The organism is uncultured Gimesia sp. (assembly GCF_937910335.1).
GTDB lineage: Bacteria > Planctomycetota > Planctomycetia > Planctomycetales > Planctomycetaceae > Gimesia.
The window spans coordinates 1-18810 of record NZ_CALEMX010000447.1 but is presented as its reverse complement, the minus strand read 5'-3'; the positions used below and the strand labels follow the sequence as shown (position 1 = coordinate 18810).

The window sequence follows — 18810 nt, the reverse complement described above, 5'->3', positions numbered from 1 at the left end:
TGAGTTGCCGACCTGTTCATGAAAAGAACAGTCAATATGGGATCGACGATAGTTGGCACTAAGATATATCTAAAAAACGGTTGAACGTGAATGGGGAACTACGTCCAACTCGAAGCAATTATTTCTGGGCGCTGCTGTTTGAAATTCTACGAACTTAAACAAATTCTGGGATTCCGTTTAATGACCGTTAAACGGTTTCGCGTCACTTCGATCTGATCTGAAATTGATCCATGTCAGTCCGAACGCTCAATTTTGTCCGCGAAACTCGTCATTTACGGTACAGTAATCTTTAAGGAACGAAAAGTAGTTTGAAGCAGATGGGCAAGGCATCTCGATTTTTTATCACACGCTTCATGGCTCGCGGTTGGTTGATTTGTTGTCATGCTCTTCGTGTTGGGAGACAGAAGCTGACTTGACATTTTAATGAGCTCAGAAATTCCGAACTTTAATGAGTGGATCAATATCCCCACATCGAAGTGTCCAGGTTTTTCACTTGACAAAATACTAAAGAATTAGTAGAAAGATGACTTCTTAGTGAAATGGAAAGAGATGAAAAGGATTTCTACTCATGCATAATGGGCTGACCGGCATCAGCGAATGTTCGCAACGTCAGCAGTTGAGATGTTTTAGCCTTCGTGGATTTAAATCTCTCAACAAGCTGTCTCGAGCTCGGCAATCACGTCGTGGCTTTACGGTTCTTGAATTACTTGTAACCTTTGTGATCATCGGTACTCTGATGGGGCTGATCCTTCCGGCGATCAGTTCTGCCCGCGAAGTTGCACGGCAATTACAGTGCAAAAATCAGCTCAAGCAAATCGGTCTCGCGCTTCATTCCTACCATGATACCAACAATTGTATGCCACCTGGCTGGCAATGGGAGGCATCGAAGCAATCTGCTTATAGCTGGGCCGTGACGCTGCTACCTTATTTAGAACAACGGGCAATCTACGATCAGGTTAATCGCAATCAGATTCTCAGTCACTTATTAAATCAGTCTGCTCGAAGCACTTCTATTGTAAACTTCCTCTGCCCCTCAGACATTACAGATCCGACATTTATGCTTTTTAAGGAGAATGAATTAGCTGGATCAGTGACAATGTCGCCTCTGTTAGAACTTCCAACTGCGAACTATATGGGAGTCTTCGGAACGATCGAACCAGACGATGAGATTCCCGCTCCACTTGGAGACGGAGCGTTTCTAGAATCCAGACCAGTTCGCTTTGCCGAACTAGGGCGAGGTTTAAGCAATACCATCATTGTGGGAGAACGCACGATGGCAAAAGTACCATCAACGTGGCTCGGCGTAGAATCCTCTGGCGAAGACGCTGCCTGCCGACTCGTTGGAATGGCAATGACTACGCCCAACTGCAATTCCTGTGATGAGTGTGAATTTTCCAGTCGCCATCCAGGTGGTGCTAATTTTCTGTGGGCCGATGGCCGAGTTTCGATGCTCTCGGAAAACATGAACTCTTCGAACTACCAACAAATGGCTCGTCGGGCAATAAAGTATTGATCTCGAAACCATCTAATATTCCCAATACATATAGTTCTCTTTTTGAAATTTTATTTCGACATTAAATTTAGTGATTCATTCACGTGGAAGGAATTATATATGCCTAAATTTCATCTGACCAATTGCGAACTTGAAGTAATGGATGTCGTATGGCGGAAAAAACGCGTCACTGTGCAGGATATCGTCGATACTCTCGAACGCCCACTGGCTTATACGACCGTCATGACAACGCTGAAGATACTGGACGAGACACGCGGAGTCGTCCGACGGATGAAGGAAGGTCGCGCCTATGTTTATGAGCCAGCGGTTTCTCGCGAAAAAATTAGCCGCAGCATGGCCGACGACTTCACTCAGCGGCTGTTCGGCGGATCGGTGAAGTCGCTTGTGCTCAGTCTCGTCGAAAGCGACTCAATGTCGCGGTCGGACATCAAAGAATTGAAACAGGCAATTCAATCCTTGGAGAAAGATTCATGACATCAACACAATTCCTTGAATTGGCTGTTTCACTTTCTGTGCAAGTTGCGCTCGTCATTATCGTTGCCCATTGGTTAGGACGGCTCGTAAATAGCGAACGAATGCAGTGTCGTTTATGGACCGTCTGTTATGTGGTTCTACTTTCGCTGATCGGAATGGCCCTGCTGTTACCCCATCCGAGATTCTTTCAGCCTTGGGCTTCAATTGATACACAACACGCAACAGCACTTGTAACAATAGAAATGCAGTTAGGACAAGTATTATTCTTTGTTTGGCTTGCCGGAGCTGCTGTTTCCTTGATGGTATTTTTCATTCGCTCTTTTCAAGTCTATCGCTTTCTCAATACTTGCCAACCTGTTGATCTCGATGAATTTATTTCTGAAGAGAATCAAAGCGACATTCCTGAAATGACATCCTTTCCATCGAAACAAAGACTTCGATTATTAACAAGTACAAGGTTGACGACTCCATTTTGCTCCCAGTTCCACTATCCCTACATTGTAGTACCGGAATATCTGCTCGGATTTGATCGTCAGAAACTCAACTTCATCATCCGGCATGAATTAGAGCATCTCAAAACCGGACATCCGCTGCAATTATTTCTACAGCGTGTAGTGGAAGTGATTTTTTGGTTTCACCCAATGGTTTGGTGGGCATCGCAGCAGTCTTCCATTAGTCGGGAATTCGCCTGTGATGAGGCGGCAATTGATTCACCATCAGATATCGTCATGTATTTGCAAACATTACTTACAATCATGGAATACGGTGTATCGCGAGCGGAAGAGACACCCACATCACTGGCATTTGGAAGAGGAAAGAGCATCGTTGCCAAACGCGCTCGCCGCCTCACTCAAATTGCAAAGAGTAAAGAGTTCGATGGTCGATCCCGCATTTCGGGTCCGGCGGCGTATTTCAGCCTTGTAATGTTGGCAGCCTTGATCGGATTTTTGTGGCTACCAATTGATGTGCTTGCATCGTCTCGTACAAATTGGTCGCCTTGGCCAACTTGGTCTGCAAGCGTTTTACATGACTTTGATATTCCCGCTCGTGACTTCGAAGTTTTCGACCACCGAATCGAACTGCACGAACTGTCGGAACATCAGTCACCTGAGAGTGTCGATGACGACTAGTTAAATGAAAATTCAAATATCCATTTTTTTGACCGCAATTACTAAGATGTTAGGAGTTGAGCTTCTTGTGATGCAAAGCACAAATACAAAATTCAGTACAGATATTCGAGTTAGTGAATCGACTTGGCTGACAGGGTTGAACATCATCGGAATATTCCTCGCTTATAGAAGTATTAACTGGCGTAGTTTGAAAGTTTAGGAATCTAAGATTCTTTGATTACTTTTTTTATCATGAACTACTAAATCTTTAGGAATTCCAATGAACTCAAATTAAACAATGGATTGTAAATATGACTTCTGTTAAACGGACTAAGACACCTCTTTATTCGTTTGAAGTGACGCTTTGCTCCCCTATCTGTCCGCTGGCAATCATTTATCGATGATCACTTGTCTGACAGTATTACACCAAACAGAGACTTTTCGAAAAAGGACTTTCGATACATGTCAAATATTTCACTACCATCAAACACGCTTCCAGGATTATCCAATCCGGGTCCAAATGCATCGGGCGAATTATCTGAAGGCGCTTTGGAGGAACATTCCGGCTGCGTTTATACCATACAGAACTGGTATTCCGCATTATCTGAATGGTCGGGCCGGTATTCAGTGATTGCCATCATCTTTGCGATTACTGTTTCGTACCTTCTTTTACTGCGAACTGTCATGGTGGTTACTTATGCTGATTTTGAAAAGCTCTCACTATGGCATGGGCTCAGTTTGTTTTTTGTTGGAATGCGATTCGATGTTCTCGTTGCGTTGTGCTTTGTGATACCTCAATTATTACACATTACCGTCGTTTCTAACCACAAAATTGATGGTAAGACAAGCCGCTTGTTTCTGGATGCGGCATGGGTCATTGCATTCCTGTTTCTACCGTTTCTGTGTATGGCAGAATTCATATTCTTCGATGAGTTTCAATCGCGACTGAATTACATTGCCTTTGAATATATAGTCTACCCTACCGAAGTTTGCTGTAATATCTGGCAGTCATATCCACTCATTGACCTGATAGCCATTGTTGGTGCTTGCGGAGGAAGTCTCTGGTTTCTATTGCGGAAGAATTTTCATAAGAGGATCGCAACGCCAATGCCCTGGAAACGGCGTTATGGATTTTTGGTAAGTTGCCTCACTGGAATTATAATCTTATGGTCCACAATAGGAGCAGACAGTCGACAGATATCTCGCGACCGTGTCGCAAACGAATGTACCTGGAATGGATTATATAGTTTTGTGTATTACGCTTGGACTTGCCGGTTTGAATTCAAGGAAAATTATGTCACACTCGACGGTTCTGATTCTGTTCAACGGTTACAACAACAGGTTGTAGGCGAGGGAGACAAACTGAAAAAAGAATCAAACAATCCTGTCGACCGAATTGTTGACACCGACGGACCCAAACAAAATTTCAATGTTGTGCTGATTTTGGAAGAAAGCCTGGGTTCTGACTTTGTCGGTGTTTTGGGTGATGGCCGGAAGCTCACACCCCACTTTGATGAGCTTTCCCGCAAAGGGATCTTATTTGACAATTTCTACTCCACGGGAAATCGAACTGCACGTGCATTGGAAGCGGTGCTAACCTCCATGCCACCGATTCCCACCGAGTCCATTCTTAAACGAGATCATTCCGACCGTGTGTTTACTCTGGCAAACGTTCTTGCCAAGCGTGGATACGAGCGGCTGTTTATGACCGGAGGCCGTGGGCTGTTTGACGGAGTGCGTTCATTCATGAAGGCGAACGGTTTCAACCATTTCATTGAACAATCTGATTTTAAAGACCCTCTCTTCGCCAACGCCTGGGGAGTCAGTGATGAAGACTTGTTTCGAAAGGCTCTTGGCGAAATCGATAATTTACACGGAACTGGAAATCCATTTTTTGCCACGATCCTTACGGTATCCAACCATCGGCCTTACACATATCCAGAAGGTCGAATTTCTGATAAGGAACAAACTCGCGAAAACGCAGTAAAGTACGCCGATTGGGCACTGGGTTATTTCTTTCGTGAAGCACAGTCTCACGATTTCTATCGCAATACAATCTTCATTGTAATGGGTGATCATGGAGCCCGAGTTTCCGGTAGTCAGCTTTTTCCAATGAGTTCCTATCGAGTTCCGGTTTTGATGATTCAACCGAATGGAAAAGACCGGGGAAGACGCTGCAATACTTTAGCTTGCTTACTGGATATCGCGCCAACCATTATGGGGCGACTTGGCGGCGATTATCGGTCTGTCTTTTTCGGCTACGATGCGGTTCTGGCTGATCCAAAGAAAGGGCGTGCTGTCATGCAGCATAACCACGACGTGGCTTTACTCGATTCTCAGAATCGCATGGTCGTTCTGGGGTTTGGTAAATCTGCAGAGGGCTTCGAGCTTGATCAAACCAGCCATCAGCTTGAACAAAAAGAATCCCCTGACTCAGATATGCTACAAAACGCTGTATCACTTTTTCAATCAGCTTTCGAACTTTACTATTCCGATCGATGGTTTCCAGGTTCCGATTGATAAGAGAGAGGTTACTCTTTCAGAATTCGATAATCCTGAAACCAGCTACTGTGAGAAGAATCTTCTTGAGCGGTCCTTGACGAGCAGAATTAGCACGTTTTCATACTCTGACTCATTTCAATTTGATCTCATCATTTGGGTTCTCATTGTCTGAGATTTCCTGATTGACGTGAATCCCTTCCCAACTTCATCTCGACCTTGGTCACTTTTTACCTAATATTTTTAGCACGTAGCAGTTAATGAATCCACTGAGAACGCTGACATTGCAAATACAAAATGTGATATTCTGGGCGAAAGAATTCCAAATGCTGGTCTCTTTGAGTGTGAGCGCGCTGGTCCTATTGACAGGATGTATCACCACCACCAAGACGACTCGAATCAAATCGTCCATATCAGGTCAAATAAGTAAAATCGCTGAACCAACAGGTTACCAACAGATCAGTGATCCAATTAAAGATGATGATACTGAGTCGGGAACTGCCAACGTTGTTGGTAACGGTTCGTCTTATCCGAATTGGTTTGAGATAACGCCAGACCCGATCAGCTCTCTCCCCATGCATCAGCAGGTTGGGGCTGAGACGACTGAACTTGGTGAGGTGAACGAACCACCGGAATTGATCTCGATCGAGGGGTTCCTGTCAAACAACCTTCCCGATGATCCCGCTGGAATAAATTCCGTTTTCGACGACGACATGCAGTTAGAAAAGCTGACACTCTGGAAACGAATTAAATCAGACCATACCAACTACTATTCAAAAGATTCACTCACTTGGTTAGCAGGCGGGCTCGGCGTGGGAGCCATCATGGCAAATACATCAATTGACGAGGGAATCCAAAATCACTTTCAGTCCAGCGTTCACAGTGCAAGCTCAGACGATTGGCTCGAAACGTTGCATGCGCAAAAAGAACTGGGTAATGGTCGCTACACGTTACCAGTTTTCGCAGCAGCCTGGGTGGTGGGAGAACTCTTTGAGAGAGTCCCAATGGCCAACATCACAGGCGAATGGGGACAACGTTCGATTCGGGCGATCCTCGTTGGTACGCCTCCGATGCTCGCCATGCAATTTGTCACTGGTGCCTCGCGCCCGGGAGAGACAAGTTCCGGTTCAAGATGGCAACCATTTCAAGACAATAACGGGGTAAGCGGTCACAGTTTTATGGGGGCGATTCCATTTCTGGCTGCTGCTAAGATGACAAAAAAACCACTCCTCAAGTTGGCTTTCTATGCCGGCTCCACGCTAGCACCTTTGTCTCGAATCAATGATAACCACCACTATCCTTCACAGGCTTTTCTCGGTTGGTGGATGGCTTGGATTGCCACGAACGCCGTCGATGCAACACAGAAGGCAGATCGAAACTGGAGAGTATTTCCGATTTCGTATCCCGGTGCGACGGGTATTGCTATTGAATACCGCTGGTGAGTTCCCACCAGTCATCATAATCCGATGATCAAATCCAACGGCATTCCGGTTGCGCCAACCAGGAGTGCTGCAGACTGAGCGAGTTCATTGAACAAGTCGAGTTGTGCTCTTTGATTCTGCAAAATGCTGGTTCGTGCTTGGATGATACGAACAACATCCACTTCTCCTGCGAGGAATTGTTTCTCCAGGCTTTGCAACTCTTGTGGCAACTCTGAAGTGTTATAGTTTTTCTCTTTAGCAAGTATCTCAAAGGCGAGTTTGTATCGTTCGAATGCCGCCTGTGCTTCCAGCTCAGCTCTCAGAAGTGTCTGACGCCAAACCGCAGTTCTCTGATTTAGTTCGGTCATTCGCTGTGTTTCGAGAGGTCTTCCTGTATTAATGATTGGCAGGTTCAGTTCAGCTCGGAGACCAAAACGTGCCAATCCATCCGGATCTTGTTGGTAATAGGGTCCCATTGTCAGATCGGGGACACGATCTGCAGTGGCAAGATTTAAATTGGCTGATGCTACATCGATATTCGCATGTGCCACAAGGACATCAGGACGGGATGCTGCCCAACTCGCCATCCAGGCCTTGTTGTCTATGGGAACATTCACACTTTGAAGGCCCATTTCAGACATCATCAATCCCTCATTCCCTTGAGTGGGAAGCAGCCATCTGATCGTTCTCAGCTCACCTTCAATCTCTTCGGGTGAATCTGGAGGTAGCCCCAGCTGACGTCGAAGGTTGCGCAGTGCCGTCTGATAATTTGCTTCTGCCAATCGTAATTGCTGGCTTGTGGATCGAGTGTCGATGCGAACCGTAGCAAGGTCAGCACCAGAGACATCACCAGCCTCAAATCGCTTCGTCAACGTTTCAAACAAACGCTCGTTATTATTCTGGCTGGCTCGAGCCACACCGAGGAGTCCTCGCTGATAAAGGGCTGTGAAATATAACTGCGCAGTTAGCGAAGTGGTTTGAAGTTCGGCCTGATGGATATTCCAACGTACTCCATTTAACGATGAATGCGCGGCATCCTCGCGAAATTGCTGTTGGTGTGCCAACTGAATTCGTTGCATCAGTAATACATAGTGTGAAGTGGTTCCCGGTCCTCTATTGGGAATCCTTCGATTTTCCTGACTGGGAGTGACCTGTACCTGTACCATTGGGTTAAATGGATAAGTTTCCGCGACTCCCACAGTGGCAACGCCCACTTGTTCCGTTTCACGGAGGGCAACCAGATCTGGGTTACCTTCCAAGGCCAGAGAGATACTATCGTAAACAGACAATGACTGACTTGCAAAATGGGGTGTTGAACTAGAAATTTCCGATTCAATCGTTTCCGAAGACTTTAACGACACCTTTTGAATCTTGATATCCGGCTTTTGTTCAGCAGGAACTGTGAGTATGGCTGCCTGAGTTTTTATAACAGGAGATCGGGTGCTCGAAATGTCTTTCATAGCGCTCAGTTCAGATTGAGATGAACCGCTGGTTCTGCATCCGCTGAATGCCAATAGCAGCAACAAAATCAGAGTGTGAAGACGAGCCATCATGGCGTTTCTATCCAGTAATGATATTCCGAGAGGGAAGCACTCCGTCGATTCCCATGTGTCAGGCTAACGCCTTACTCTCTCCTTTCGTCAAAATACACACCATCGATTCAATCCGAAGTCCCTTTTTAAGTCAGAGTTAATCTTCCCGATGAAGAAAGCCGGACTCTACGAATCACTTTAGGAAACCTACGTTGACAGTCCGGGTTGATCTGATTGGAGCGGGGACCGACTGAATTCTGCCTCAACAGTATTTTCGGTACTCAGCATTGCCTGTTTTCCCCACAAGAGGTACAGCGGCGGCAGCAGAAAGAGATTCAATATGGTCGAGGTCACGAGCCCCCCGATGATGACGACTGCCAGCGGATATTCGATTTCGTGTCCTGGTTTGTTCCCCGAAATCACAAGAGGCAACAGCGCCAGCGATGTGGTCAGGACGGTCATCAAAATCGGAGCGAGGCGTTCTTCAGCACCTCGAATCACAAGTTCGAGACCAAACGACATCCCCTCTACCGCCTGAAGATGCCGGTAATGACTGACCAGCATGATACCGTTCCGCGCGGCGATGCCAAGCACGGTGATGAAACCGACCAGCGAGCCGAGAGAGAGTACGCCCCCCGCCAATGAGACAGCAATCACGCCGCCGATGAGAGCAAACGGAATCGTCAGGCAGACCATTAACGTCAATCGAGCAGACTGAAAGTCGATATACAAAATCAGCAGAATTCCCAACAGCGCGACTGCTCCCAGCAGAAGCAGTCGGTTCTGCGATTCCTGCAGAGTGGCGAATTCTCCCAGGAATTCGGGATGATAGCCGCGATCAAAGGGCATGCCGCCCACAGCGGCTTCAATGTCACGCGCAACAGAACCCAGATCCCGGCCTTTGGCATCGCAGGTGACGTCGATTCGTCGTGAACCGCTTTCGCGTTTGACTTCATTTGGAGCTGGGACAATACCGATTTCGGCGACATCTTTGAGGGGCACTTGCCCGCCGTTAGGTAAATCGATTCTTAGTTCGTGCAGTGCATCCAGATCCGTGCGAGATGCTTCAGTCCCCCAGACCATGACATCCATCTTTCTCTGGTTTTCGAAAACTTCGCCGACCTTTGTCCCCCGCAGCATCGTTGTGACCGCCCGTCGAACCTGACCGGGAGTCAATCCAAATCGTTCGGCGGCTAATGGCTTGAGACGGATGTCAACTTGAGGAACCAGCACCTGAGGTTCGACCTTGAGATTGTTCACGCCGTCAATTTTCCCCATGACTGCAGCGACCTCATGCGCCTGATTTCTCAGTGTTTCCAGTTCGGGACCATAGATACGCACCACAATACTGGAACTAGTTCCCGACAGGACTTCCTTGACCCGCTCTCGCAGATACGTCAGGACATCACGGTAAAGGCCGGGATAACTGTCGACAACAGCCTGGATTTTGGCGAGCGTTTCGTCGTAGTCCACATCTTCATCAATGCTGATCCAGAGTTCGGTAAAGTTCGGGCCGACCACTTCGTCGGCAACCTGAGCGCGGCCGATATGACTGCCGAAATTACGCACGCCTGGAATGGCCCGCAGCTCACGACTTGCCTTGATCGTAATACGGTCCATCGCTTCAATCGAGGTGCCCGGCTTTTCGACAAAGTGCATCAGGAAGTCGGTCTCCTGAAAGTTTGGTAGCAGTTCCTGTCCCAGGCTCTGCAATAACACAAATGTCGCAGCAAAGGAGATCGTCAGAATACTGATGGCCGACTTAGGACGTACCGCGAACCACGGCAACATGTTTCGATAAGGAATTTTCAGCCAGCGCGTCAGAGGAGGTTCATGCTGTTTCATCTGCTTGCGTGGCAACAATAGGAGTGACATGGCCGGTGTCACAATGATCGCCACCAGCAGCGATGCCAGAATGGCCAGGATGTAACCAATCGCCAACGGTCGAAAAAATGAACCAGGCAACCCTTCCAGAAAGTAGATCGGCAGAAATACCAGTACGATAATCGCCGTCGCATAAACAATCGCACTGCGGACTTCCATTGAGGCGTCCAGCACAACATAAAAGGCAGAACGCGGTCGTTCTGTAAGCTGGTTGAGTCGCAGACGGCGCACGATGTTTTCGACATCGATGACCGCATCGTCAACAACTTCTCCTAGAGCGATGACCAGTCCTGCGATCACCATCGTATTGATGGTCATGCCCCACCAGTGAATCAACAGCACCGCCGAAATCAGCGACAGCGGGATGGCCGTCAGACTGATGACCGCCGTTCGCCAGTCAAACAGGAATGCGATGAGTACGATCACTACGAGCACACAACCAATCATTAACGCATTGGCCAGATTCGTAATGGAACGTTCGATAAACGTCGCCGGGCGGAAGATGGTGGAATCGATCTCAACCCCCTTCAATCCTGGTCTGAGTAGATCGAGAGCCGCTTCGACCTTGCGTGTCACCTCCAGAATATTAGCCGCTGGCTGCTTTTCGACGATCAGCAGCAAACCGAGTTGGTCGTTGATCACGGCATCTCCGATAGCGGGTGCCGCCCCGATCCTGACGTCAGCAACATCCCCCAGACGCAGCGCGGTGCCTCCATTAAAGGAGACCACTGTTCTTGCTAAATCTTCTGGGCCGCTAACAGGCGAAAGCTGGCGTACCGCCATCCGCTGGTTCGGCGTATCGACAAAACCACCCGCATCCAGCACGACGGCGTCTCCTGCGGAACGCAGGACGGCATCGAGGGTCACCTGATGCGCCCGCAGTCGATCAACGTCTACCATCACCTGCAGCTGTTTGTCTCTCTGTCCCCAGATGGCCACATTAGCGACGCCCGAAATCGCCATCAACCGCGGTCGAATCGTCCAGACAGCCAGTTCCGACAGTTCCTGCTGCGACAGCGAATCGGACCACATCCCGATTTTCATCATACGGCTGAGTGAAGAGAGTGGCTGCAGAATCACCGGGGGACGTGCGACCGTCGGCAGACGCGGTGCTTCCACAGCCAGACGTTCCTGCACCAGTTGCCGCGTCCGATAGAGGTCTACATTTTCCGTGAGCAGCATTCGAATCGAAGACAGACCGAGTACCGACTTAGACCGCAGTGTATCCAGACCGGGCGTACCAATGAGTGCGTTCTCTAAAGGAAACGTGATCAGGTTTTCGACTTCTTCCGCGGACAGCCCCGGGGCTTCTGTCTGTATCTCAACATAAGGCGGAGAAAATTCAGGGAAGACGTCGAGCGGCATCTCAGGCACCATACGCAGCCCTCCTACGATCAACAACACCGCTGCGGCGATCACTGCGATGCGTAACCTCAAGGCTGTTTCAACGAGCCACCTCATGTTTATCTCCACACATTATGAACAGTCAATAAACTTTGACCTGATTGTATTCCGTTTTGGCCCACTGAGTTATTTTGCAAAACCGAATTCGGTTCCCGAAAGTTCTGCTGCTCCAGCGGTCACGATCTGCGCACCGACCGCAGGCCCGCGTAAGAGAGCCATTCGGTCGTGATCAACCCAGCCGACCTCGACGCGGCGGCGAACGTATTGACGCTCTCCCACTTGTTCGTAGACCCATTGACCCCCATAAATATCGTAAATGAGTGCCGACCACGGTACGGACTTCACGCGCGTTTCGCCAATCAATGGCAGGTGGGCTGAGACTTTCTGGCCGGGGCGAAATTTATGGTTGTCGTTGGGAACCTCGTAATAGATATCAACCGCAGCCGAAAGTGGCATCGCTGTTGGCGGAAGTGAGACCGGTTTTCCCAGGATATCTTTGTTTGTTAAACGCCCATCCAGCAGAGTCAGTCGCGCGGGGCGTTTCATATCAATTTCATCCAGTTCCCCCACATAAACGGGGACTTTGATCCACAACACCGCATCATTCATCACTTCAAACAGAGGGAGTCCGGCTGCGATTAACTGGCCGGGTTGAACGTTCGTGGTACGGACAATACCTGACAGGGGAGAATGAATGGCGAGCGGCTTGAGCGTACCGGCGTCTTCATCCAGTTTAATGTTGTCGACCAGTTTTTTACGACTTTTCGCTGCCACTAAAACTTCGTCTGCCAGCTTCAATTTGGCCTTGGCATCATCAACGGACCGTCTGGTTCCCACGTTACTTTGTAACAGGCGTTCGGCCCGCACCAACTCGATCTGCGCCGCTTCCTTCTGCACACTCGCCTGCTGAAGTAGGCCCTCTGCATCGATTTGAGATTGCGCTACCGCGACTTTTGCTTCTGCGAAGCGAATCCGCTCAGCCGGAGTTAAAACGGACCGCTCGGGCGAGAGTAAAGGCAGCAGTTCCAATAACGTTTCATCCTTTTTAATACGCTGTCCGACCTGTGGGAATTTATGATCATGAGGATGCTTCAGGGTTCCAGCGAGTGGGGCGGAAACAATCACAGAAGCTCCCGTCGGCAAGATCATCTCTGCACCATAGGGTCTTGCACGAGGCATTAAGCGTAGTTCCACAGGCTGGGTTTCCACTCCCAAACGTTTGTCAGCGTCCGAACTGAGCTGAATGATATTCAGATCCGCTTCATTCACGGGGTGAGTGGTCTTGGCATGGCTCACAGTCAGCTTAGATTTCGCCGACGTGGCTGCCTGTTGCGTTTTTCTATCGCGGTTCCATATCGTAAACAACAGCCCCAAAATGAGACAAAACGCCAGGAGAGCGAATACTTGTTTCAGAATTTTCATCTCAATTTACTTTCTTACTTTTTGTTTCGCTCAAATCACTTATGATCAGGTTGTTGCTTCACGTGAAAGGAATGTCACACCGTAATTCGGTCTGCGGATCTTGAACTCGAGTCATCAGTGTTCGTGTATAATTGCAGACGAACCGTCACCATCGTTCCCTGTTCGAGCTGGCTTTGAATGTCAATTGTGCCTTCGTGCATCAATACGGCAGCCCTGGCAATCGAGAGACCCAACCCGGCACCTCCACCGGAGTATTGACGCGAAGGATCGGCCTGATAAAACCGATCGAAGAGATGCGGCAAATCGTCTGCAGAAATCCCGATGCCCGAATCCTGAATTTCGATGACCGCGGTATGATCCGAGACACTCAGACGCGCCGTTACCTCACCGTCACGGGGCGTGTACTTGATTGCGTTATCCAATATGTTGAAAAACACCTGGCTGAGACTGATGTCGTCGCCGAGGACTTCGCATACCGTTTCGATTTCGCAGTTCAAGGCCACGCCACAACCATTGGCAAACGGTTGCAGTTGATCGACCACATCCCGCAGTAGTGCGTCCAGTTGCACCGGGTCATGATTGCAGGGCACGATACCGGCGTCGTGTCGACTGAGATTGAGCAGTTGATCGGCCAGTTTTCCCAGACGCGTGGTTTCTTCAACGACAACTGCCAGCGTCTGCGCGTATTCCTCGGGAGTGCGCGGCGAGCGCAGGACCGACTCGGCTTCCAGTCTCAAAGCGGCGATTGGCGTGCGGATTTCGTGAGACGCATCCGCGGTGAAACGACGAATTTCATATACAGCGCGTTCCAGTCGGTTTATCAGCGAGTTCAATGCCACTGCCAGTTTCCCGATTTCATCATCGGGATTCGCGACCTGAATCCGATGGTCGAGACAGGTAATGTTGATCGCATTGGTGGCGTCCACAATCTGCTGGACCTGTCGTAGTGCACGTCCCGCCAGAAACTGACCGCTGGCAATCGCCAGCAGGACTGCCACCGGCAACAGAAATGCAACCGCCCATTGCAAGGTGTGCAGGTCATTATATAGTGGGATGAGAGAGGTCATCACCTGCACGTTCAAGGTGCCGAACGAGCCAGACATGGTAGTGCTCGCAATACGATACGGGCCTAAGCCTTTTAGTTCCCGTGTTTCCAGTTTTTCCTCTGGCATCTTTGTGGTGGACCGGGACGAAGTCACCACAGGTTCCTTCAGCCCAGTACTGTTAAAAATGATGCGGCTTGTTTCATCTGTGACTATAAACTCATAAAATTCGTGCTGAGAAAATCGTGCTGAGGCTTGCGCGGCGAATACCGTGACGCTGTCGGCCAGCTCAACTTCCAAACCGATTTCCTGCAGTTCCTCGCGCAAGCCTGTATCCGTACGAGCCAGCACCTGCTGCCAGACTAACAGAAAGAGCACGAGGGAGAACACGCATAACATCAATGCCAGCGCGAACGCGTACCAGAGTGTCAACCGCCAGCGAATCGAAAGCTGTCTCATGGAGGATCTCCCAGCAGATAACCCTGGCCGCGCACTGTATGCAGAATGGTGGCTTGGCCGGGTTCTTCAATCTTCTTGCGCAGCTGGTTGATTTGAACCTCGATGACGTTGGTCCATGTCGCCGTCGATTCTTTCCAGACGTCGCGGGAAATCATATCGCGCGTCACTATCTGATTGGCATGCGAAATCAGATAGGCCAGTAACTCCAGCTGTCGGTTCTGCAAGGAAATTGACCTGTCGCCCCGACAAACGATGTGCGTGACCAGATTCACTGTCAGATCACCGAACGAGAATTCTCTCTCGTTCGTCTGTGCGTCCCGACGCAGCAATGCGCGGATGCGTGCCAGCAGTTCATCGAGGGCAAATGGTTTGACCAGATAATCATCGGCACCCGTATCGAGTCCGGAAACACGATCTTCAATGGAATCACGGGCTGTTAAAATCAGTACGGGGGTTTTGTTCCCCGTCACGCGCAGTTGCTTTAACCATTCCAGGCCGGACCCATCGGGCAGCATTAGATCTAATACGACCAGATCAATTCTTGAAGACATTTTTTGTGTTGCCGTGCCTAGTGTTTCTGCAGCTTCTGGTTCAAATCCTGATTCGCTCAATGTGCGCATAATACTCCGTAGGAGATTCGTTTGATCTTCGACGATAAGTATCTGAGGCATAGCAGCGTGACCCAAAATAAATTTAACACGGGTTGATATCATGGAAACAGATGAATATCACTTCTTCAAATTCCATTATCAGCTATGCAGGCACATGATAGAAGCCGCAATCATACGATATAAACTCGAATTAATCTTACGGGTAGTTGATTTCGAAAACATTGGGTTCTGTTGATATTACTAGCAGAGTGTAATACTGATTTTACAGTGCCATTTAGGTATTTTGATATTCACTCTGGTTTTCGAGGACTGATGCTCGGTCCAATTGATCTAGCTTTAGAGCAAAATCTGTCAGACAACCTACTTCTGAAACCGAATCAAAACTCACCACACGAGATTATTGTAGGATTTTGTTCGCGAAACTCGTCAATTCACGGACACCCCTTAATATCACCCTTTTCGCTTGCGCGTCATTTTGATCAGATGAGATTGAGCGGGATTAAGAATGAAAAGAGTCAAAGGCAGATCGCAAGAGACAATCATCAAATATTGTTCGCGAAACTCATCGAATACAGGACATGTTTGGTTTCTACATCGCAAACTTAAGAGTGGGGAGCACACTTCACCAGCTTGCCGGAAACGGTCCCCATGCGTTCCAGTAGTTTGCAGAGATCAACCGTTAAAATAGAGCATTCTCCGTTCAATTAGAGAGTTCGAACATCTAAATCCAGCCTAAAAATGCGGCATATAAGGTGCGTCCTCTGGCATAGCCATCAGGTCTTTGTTTTTCACTCTTTTGCAGCCCGCTGTAGACCGGTTTTATCCCGTCTTCAACGGGCTGTGTTCGTTTCAGGCTTCGCCTGCAGTTCTTGTTTACCAATCTGCGAATTGAAGGAGATCCGCGTGTCATACATTGTTCAAATTAAACCAAAACCAGCGCCCCAGCAGTGATTTGAGCAGCCTTCCAGCGGCTCAAACTACCGCCCCCCGTCCAAGGAGAGCTCCAGCTCTTCGGCAGCACCGTCACCGGCTGGGCGGTCCAATCGATTTCATTAAATTACCTAAATTATGGCCAAAAACGTGTCATAATAGATAGGGGAGAGGTTAGCTATTGAATAAGTGATTGAACCATAAGATTTTTCTGTTGAACGAGAAAATGAGTTCATAACGAAAAGGGTTGTGTGGCCCCTTCATAACCGCAATCAGAAATGCGTTTCGCTATTCATCCTAATTGACTTGAAAGGAAAAGAGAATTCAATGTAAGGAGATCAATGCTACAGAAACAAGAAATCATGTTAATCGGAACTGCAGGTCAGCTCTGGTACGAAGAACTGGATCTCGAAGATCTAGAAATGTTGGCGATCTATTCTGGCGATCCGAAGATGGTTCCGAGAGATCACTGGTTTAACGGTGTGATGCCATTCTCGATGATCATCGGCGAATTTGCGATGGTTTTAATCGGCTGTTATACCCGATTAACCGGAATCGCTCGCAGTTTCAGAGTCAGTCCACAATATCGACCTAGAATTAACAGAATTGGGGCAGTGATCGTGATTTATTTGGGTATTTTATTTCTTGTTGGATGATTTTAAGATCTTCTATTCAGTACGTAGGTGCCGAGAACGCATTTAATTCATTTCTTCAGAGCTATGAGATCACTTTCGACCTAAATTTTGGCGAAAAACGCGTCATAATAGATAAAAAAACAGACAAGAAACCAGGAATTATGACAAGCTGGTAAAATTAGCTCTCAGGTACTCGCGGTGATTCTTGTCACACTATCGGACGAGTCCCAAAACCTAAATTTTGGCCCAAATCGTGTCATAATAGATAGGGGAAGGATTAGCTATCGTCGATGGCAGCCGATCTCCAATTCAAACTTGTCATCAGTATAAACGCCCCGCATTAGATAGGTATGCTGGGCGTTTTGTATTTTACATATCTCCCATTAGTAAAGGAGCATTTCTTGGAACAGATGATTTTAAAGTTCGTCCCTATCGCCGTGTTAAATGCCGGTAACTTTAGGTTGACTAAGTAAAGGAAAAACTACAGTCCAGATGATTGAGGAGGATGAGATCGCAAAGGCACTAATTGTTTTGAGAAAAATACTTCATATAAGGTGAGATCACTGTCGACCTAAATTCTGAAGAAAAATGCGTCATAATAAATAAAAGCACAGACAAGAAACCAGGAAATATGACAAGCTGGAAAAATTAGTTCTCAGGTACTCGCGGTGATTCTTGTCACACTATCGGATGAGTCCCAAAAACCTAAATTTTGGCCCAAATCGTGTCATAATAGATAGGGGAAGGATTAGCTATCGTCGATCGTAGTCGATTCCATTTTCAAATTCATCATCAGCAAAAACGCCCCGCATGGCATAGGAATGCGGGGCGTTTTGCACATCCACTATCAGAAAGGAGCATTGCTTGGAAATTATTGTTTTAACGTTCGTCTCTGTCGCGCTTTTGCTGGCTGTCATCGCTTTTATCAAGGAGCGACGTCTGCGGCTGGCGCTACAGGGTATTCTCAGACAACTGATTCATCGCTGGAGGGCAAATGGAAAAACAAACGCTTCAAATCACACTGACGCTGATTCTGCTGACCGGAGTCAGTTGTAGTTCCGACGAAAACGCCCGTGTGACAGAACTGGCCACGCAACAACTGGAACGTCAGTCGGATCAAAACCGCCGGATGGCCGAACTGCAACAGGAAGTTGCCTCGGGGTCTCGGGAACTGGTGGAAGCGGATGCCAGAGCCCGGCAGGAAATGGTCGTTCTACAGCGCGAAATCCAAGCTGGGCAAAATGAAATCGGCCACCAGCGCGATCAGCTGGAGGCAGAACGTCGTGAAATCGCTGATAGCAGAAACCGTGATCCGATCATTGCGGCAGCAATCACTAGAGTAGCCATGGTGGTCGTCAGCTTGCTGCCGCTGTTGATCTGCTGGCTGTTGCTGCAGCAGAAGGTAGAACCTGTGGGCGAGAATGAGATTGCAGAATTACTGCTGGACGATTTAGTCTCATCTGAACCACGCCTGATGCCACCTGCGAAAACAGATCCAGACAAACTCAGGTTAACGGATTTACTACAATCTCCTGATAACTCATCTACAGAAAGGGAAAACTGAAATGTCACATATTGTCACAATCCAAACGGAGGTCCGCGACGCCGAGGCACTGGGCCTGGCCTGCCGTCGACTCGAATTGGGAGAACCCGTGCACGAGACCGTCCCGCTGTTTAGCGGGGAAGCCACTGGATACGCGGTCCGTCTACCCGACTGGCGGTATCCTGTCGTCTTCAACGTGGAGCAGGGCCAGGTCCGCTACGACAATTTTGAAGGCCGATGGGGCGAACCGGCTCAGCTCAACAGACTGCTTCAATATTACGGCGTGGAAAAATGTCGCTTGGAGGCACGCCGGAAGGGGCACTCCGTCCTG

The 18810-nt window shown here is 48.4% G+C and carries 14 protein-coding genes; 8 read left to right on the top strand and 6 right to left on the bottom strand.

The features are described 5' to 3' along the window. Positions 1-568: 568 nt before the first annotated feature. The 5 genes from Q0668_RS17875 (at position 569) to Q0668_RS17855 (ending at position 7037) form a co-directional block, all read left to right on the top strand. On the top strand, positions 569-1513 hold the full coding sequence (locus Q0668_RS17875) for a DUF1559 domain-containing protein (protein ID WP_298867108.1): 945 nt from the start codon (positions 569-571) through the stop codon (positions 1511-1513). Between the two features lie 99 nt (positions 1514-1612). Next, positions 1613-1987: a BlaI/MecI/CopY family transcriptional regulator gene (locus tag Q0668_RS17870; protein ID WP_298867106.1), complete on the top strand. Its 375-nt coding sequence runs from the start codon at positions 1613-1615 to the stop codon at positions 1985-1987. Continuing rightward, the gene (locus Q0668_RS17865; protein ID WP_298867104.1) at positions 1984-3117 is read left to right on the top strand and encodes a M56 family metallopeptidase; all 1134 of its coding nucleotides are present in this window, start codon (positions 1984-1986) and stop codon (positions 3115-3117) included. Before Q0668_RS17870 ends, Q0668_RS17865 begins: the two co-directional genes overlap by 4 nt. Positions 3118-3558: 441 nt before the next feature. Further along, positions 3559-5616 carry an LTA synthase family protein gene (locus Q0668_RS17860; RefSeq protein WP_298867102.1) on the top strand — a complete coding sequence of 686 codons (2058 nt, stop codon included), beginning with the start codon at positions 3559-3561 and terminating at the stop codon, positions 5614-5616. Between the two features lie 305 nt (positions 5617-5921). Beyond that, positions 5922-7037, top strand: a complete 1116-nt coding sequence (locus tag Q0668_RS17855; protein ID WP_298867100.1) for a phosphatase PAP2 family protein — start codon at positions 5922-5924, stop codon at positions 7035-7037. A gap of 14 nt (positions 7038-7051) precedes the next feature. Here Q0668_RS17855 and Q0668_RS17850 read toward each other — a convergent pair whose 3' ends face one another. The 5 genes from Q0668_RS17850 to Q0668_RS17830 all read right to left on the bottom strand — a co-directional run bounded on the left by Q0668_RS17850 (position 7052) and on the right by Q0668_RS17830 (position 15431). Continuing rightward, a complete protein-coding gene (locus tag Q0668_RS17850; RefSeq protein ID WP_298867098.1) occupies positions 7052-8569 on the bottom strand; it encodes a TolC family protein in 1518 nt (505 codons plus the stop codon). A gap of 186 nt (positions 8570-8755) precedes the next feature. Further along, positions 8756-11893, bottom strand: coding sequence for an efflux RND transporter permease subunit (locus Q0668_RS17845; protein ID WP_298867096.1), 3138 nt, complete (start codon positions 11891-11893; stop codon positions 8756-8758). A 69-nt stretch (positions 11894-11962) separates the two neighbouring features. Further along, positions 11963-13258 carry an efflux RND transporter periplasmic adaptor subunit gene (locus Q0668_RS17840; protein ID WP_298867094.1) on the bottom strand — a complete coding sequence of 432 codons (1296 nt, stop codon included), beginning with the start codon at positions 13256-13258 and terminating at the stop codon, positions 11963-11965. A gap of 74 nt (positions 13259-13332) precedes the next feature. Further along, positions 13333-14760 carry a HAMP domain-containing sensor histidine kinase gene (locus tag Q0668_RS17835; RefSeq protein WP_298867092.1) on the bottom strand — a complete coding sequence of 476 codons (1428 nt, stop codon included), beginning with the start codon at positions 14758-14760 and terminating at the stop codon, positions 13333-13335. Continuing rightward, positions 14757-15431 carry a response regulator transcription factor gene (locus Q0668_RS17830; protein WP_298867091.1) on the bottom strand — a complete coding sequence of 225 codons (675 nt, stop codon included), beginning with the start codon at positions 15429-15431 and terminating at the stop codon, positions 14757-14759. The genes Q0668_RS17835 and Q0668_RS17830 overlap by 4 nt, the downstream gene beginning before the upstream one ends. A 1211-nt stretch (positions 15432-16642) precedes the next feature. On the opposite strand from Q0668_RS17830, the gene Q0668_RS17825 reads away from it, so the two are divergent. After that, positions 16643-16957: a hypothetical protein gene (locus Q0668_RS17825; protein ID WP_298867089.1), complete on the top strand. Its 315-nt coding sequence runs from the start codon at positions 16643-16645 to the stop codon at positions 16955-16957. Between the two features lie 731 nt (positions 16958-17688). Here Q0668_RS17825 and Q0668_RS17820 read toward each other — a convergent pair. Next, positions 17689-17853 (bottom strand): hypothetical protein, encoded by a 165-nt coding sequence (locus Q0668_RS17820; protein ID WP_298867087.1) that lies wholly within the window; start codon positions 17851-17853, stop codon positions 17689-17691. A gap of 77 nt (positions 17854-17930) precedes the next feature. Between Q0668_RS17820 and Q0668_RS17815 the strand changes: the two genes are divergently transcribed. Beyond that, positions 17931-18500, top strand: a complete 570-nt coding sequence (locus Q0668_RS17815; protein ID WP_298867085.1) for a hypothetical protein — start codon at positions 17931-17933, stop codon at positions 18498-18500. Position 18501: 1 nt separating this feature from the next. Next, positions 18502-18810 (top strand): DUF1257 domain-containing protein (locus Q0668_RS17810; RefSeq protein ID WP_298867084.1); only part of this gene is annotated, 309 nt, incomplete at its 3' end.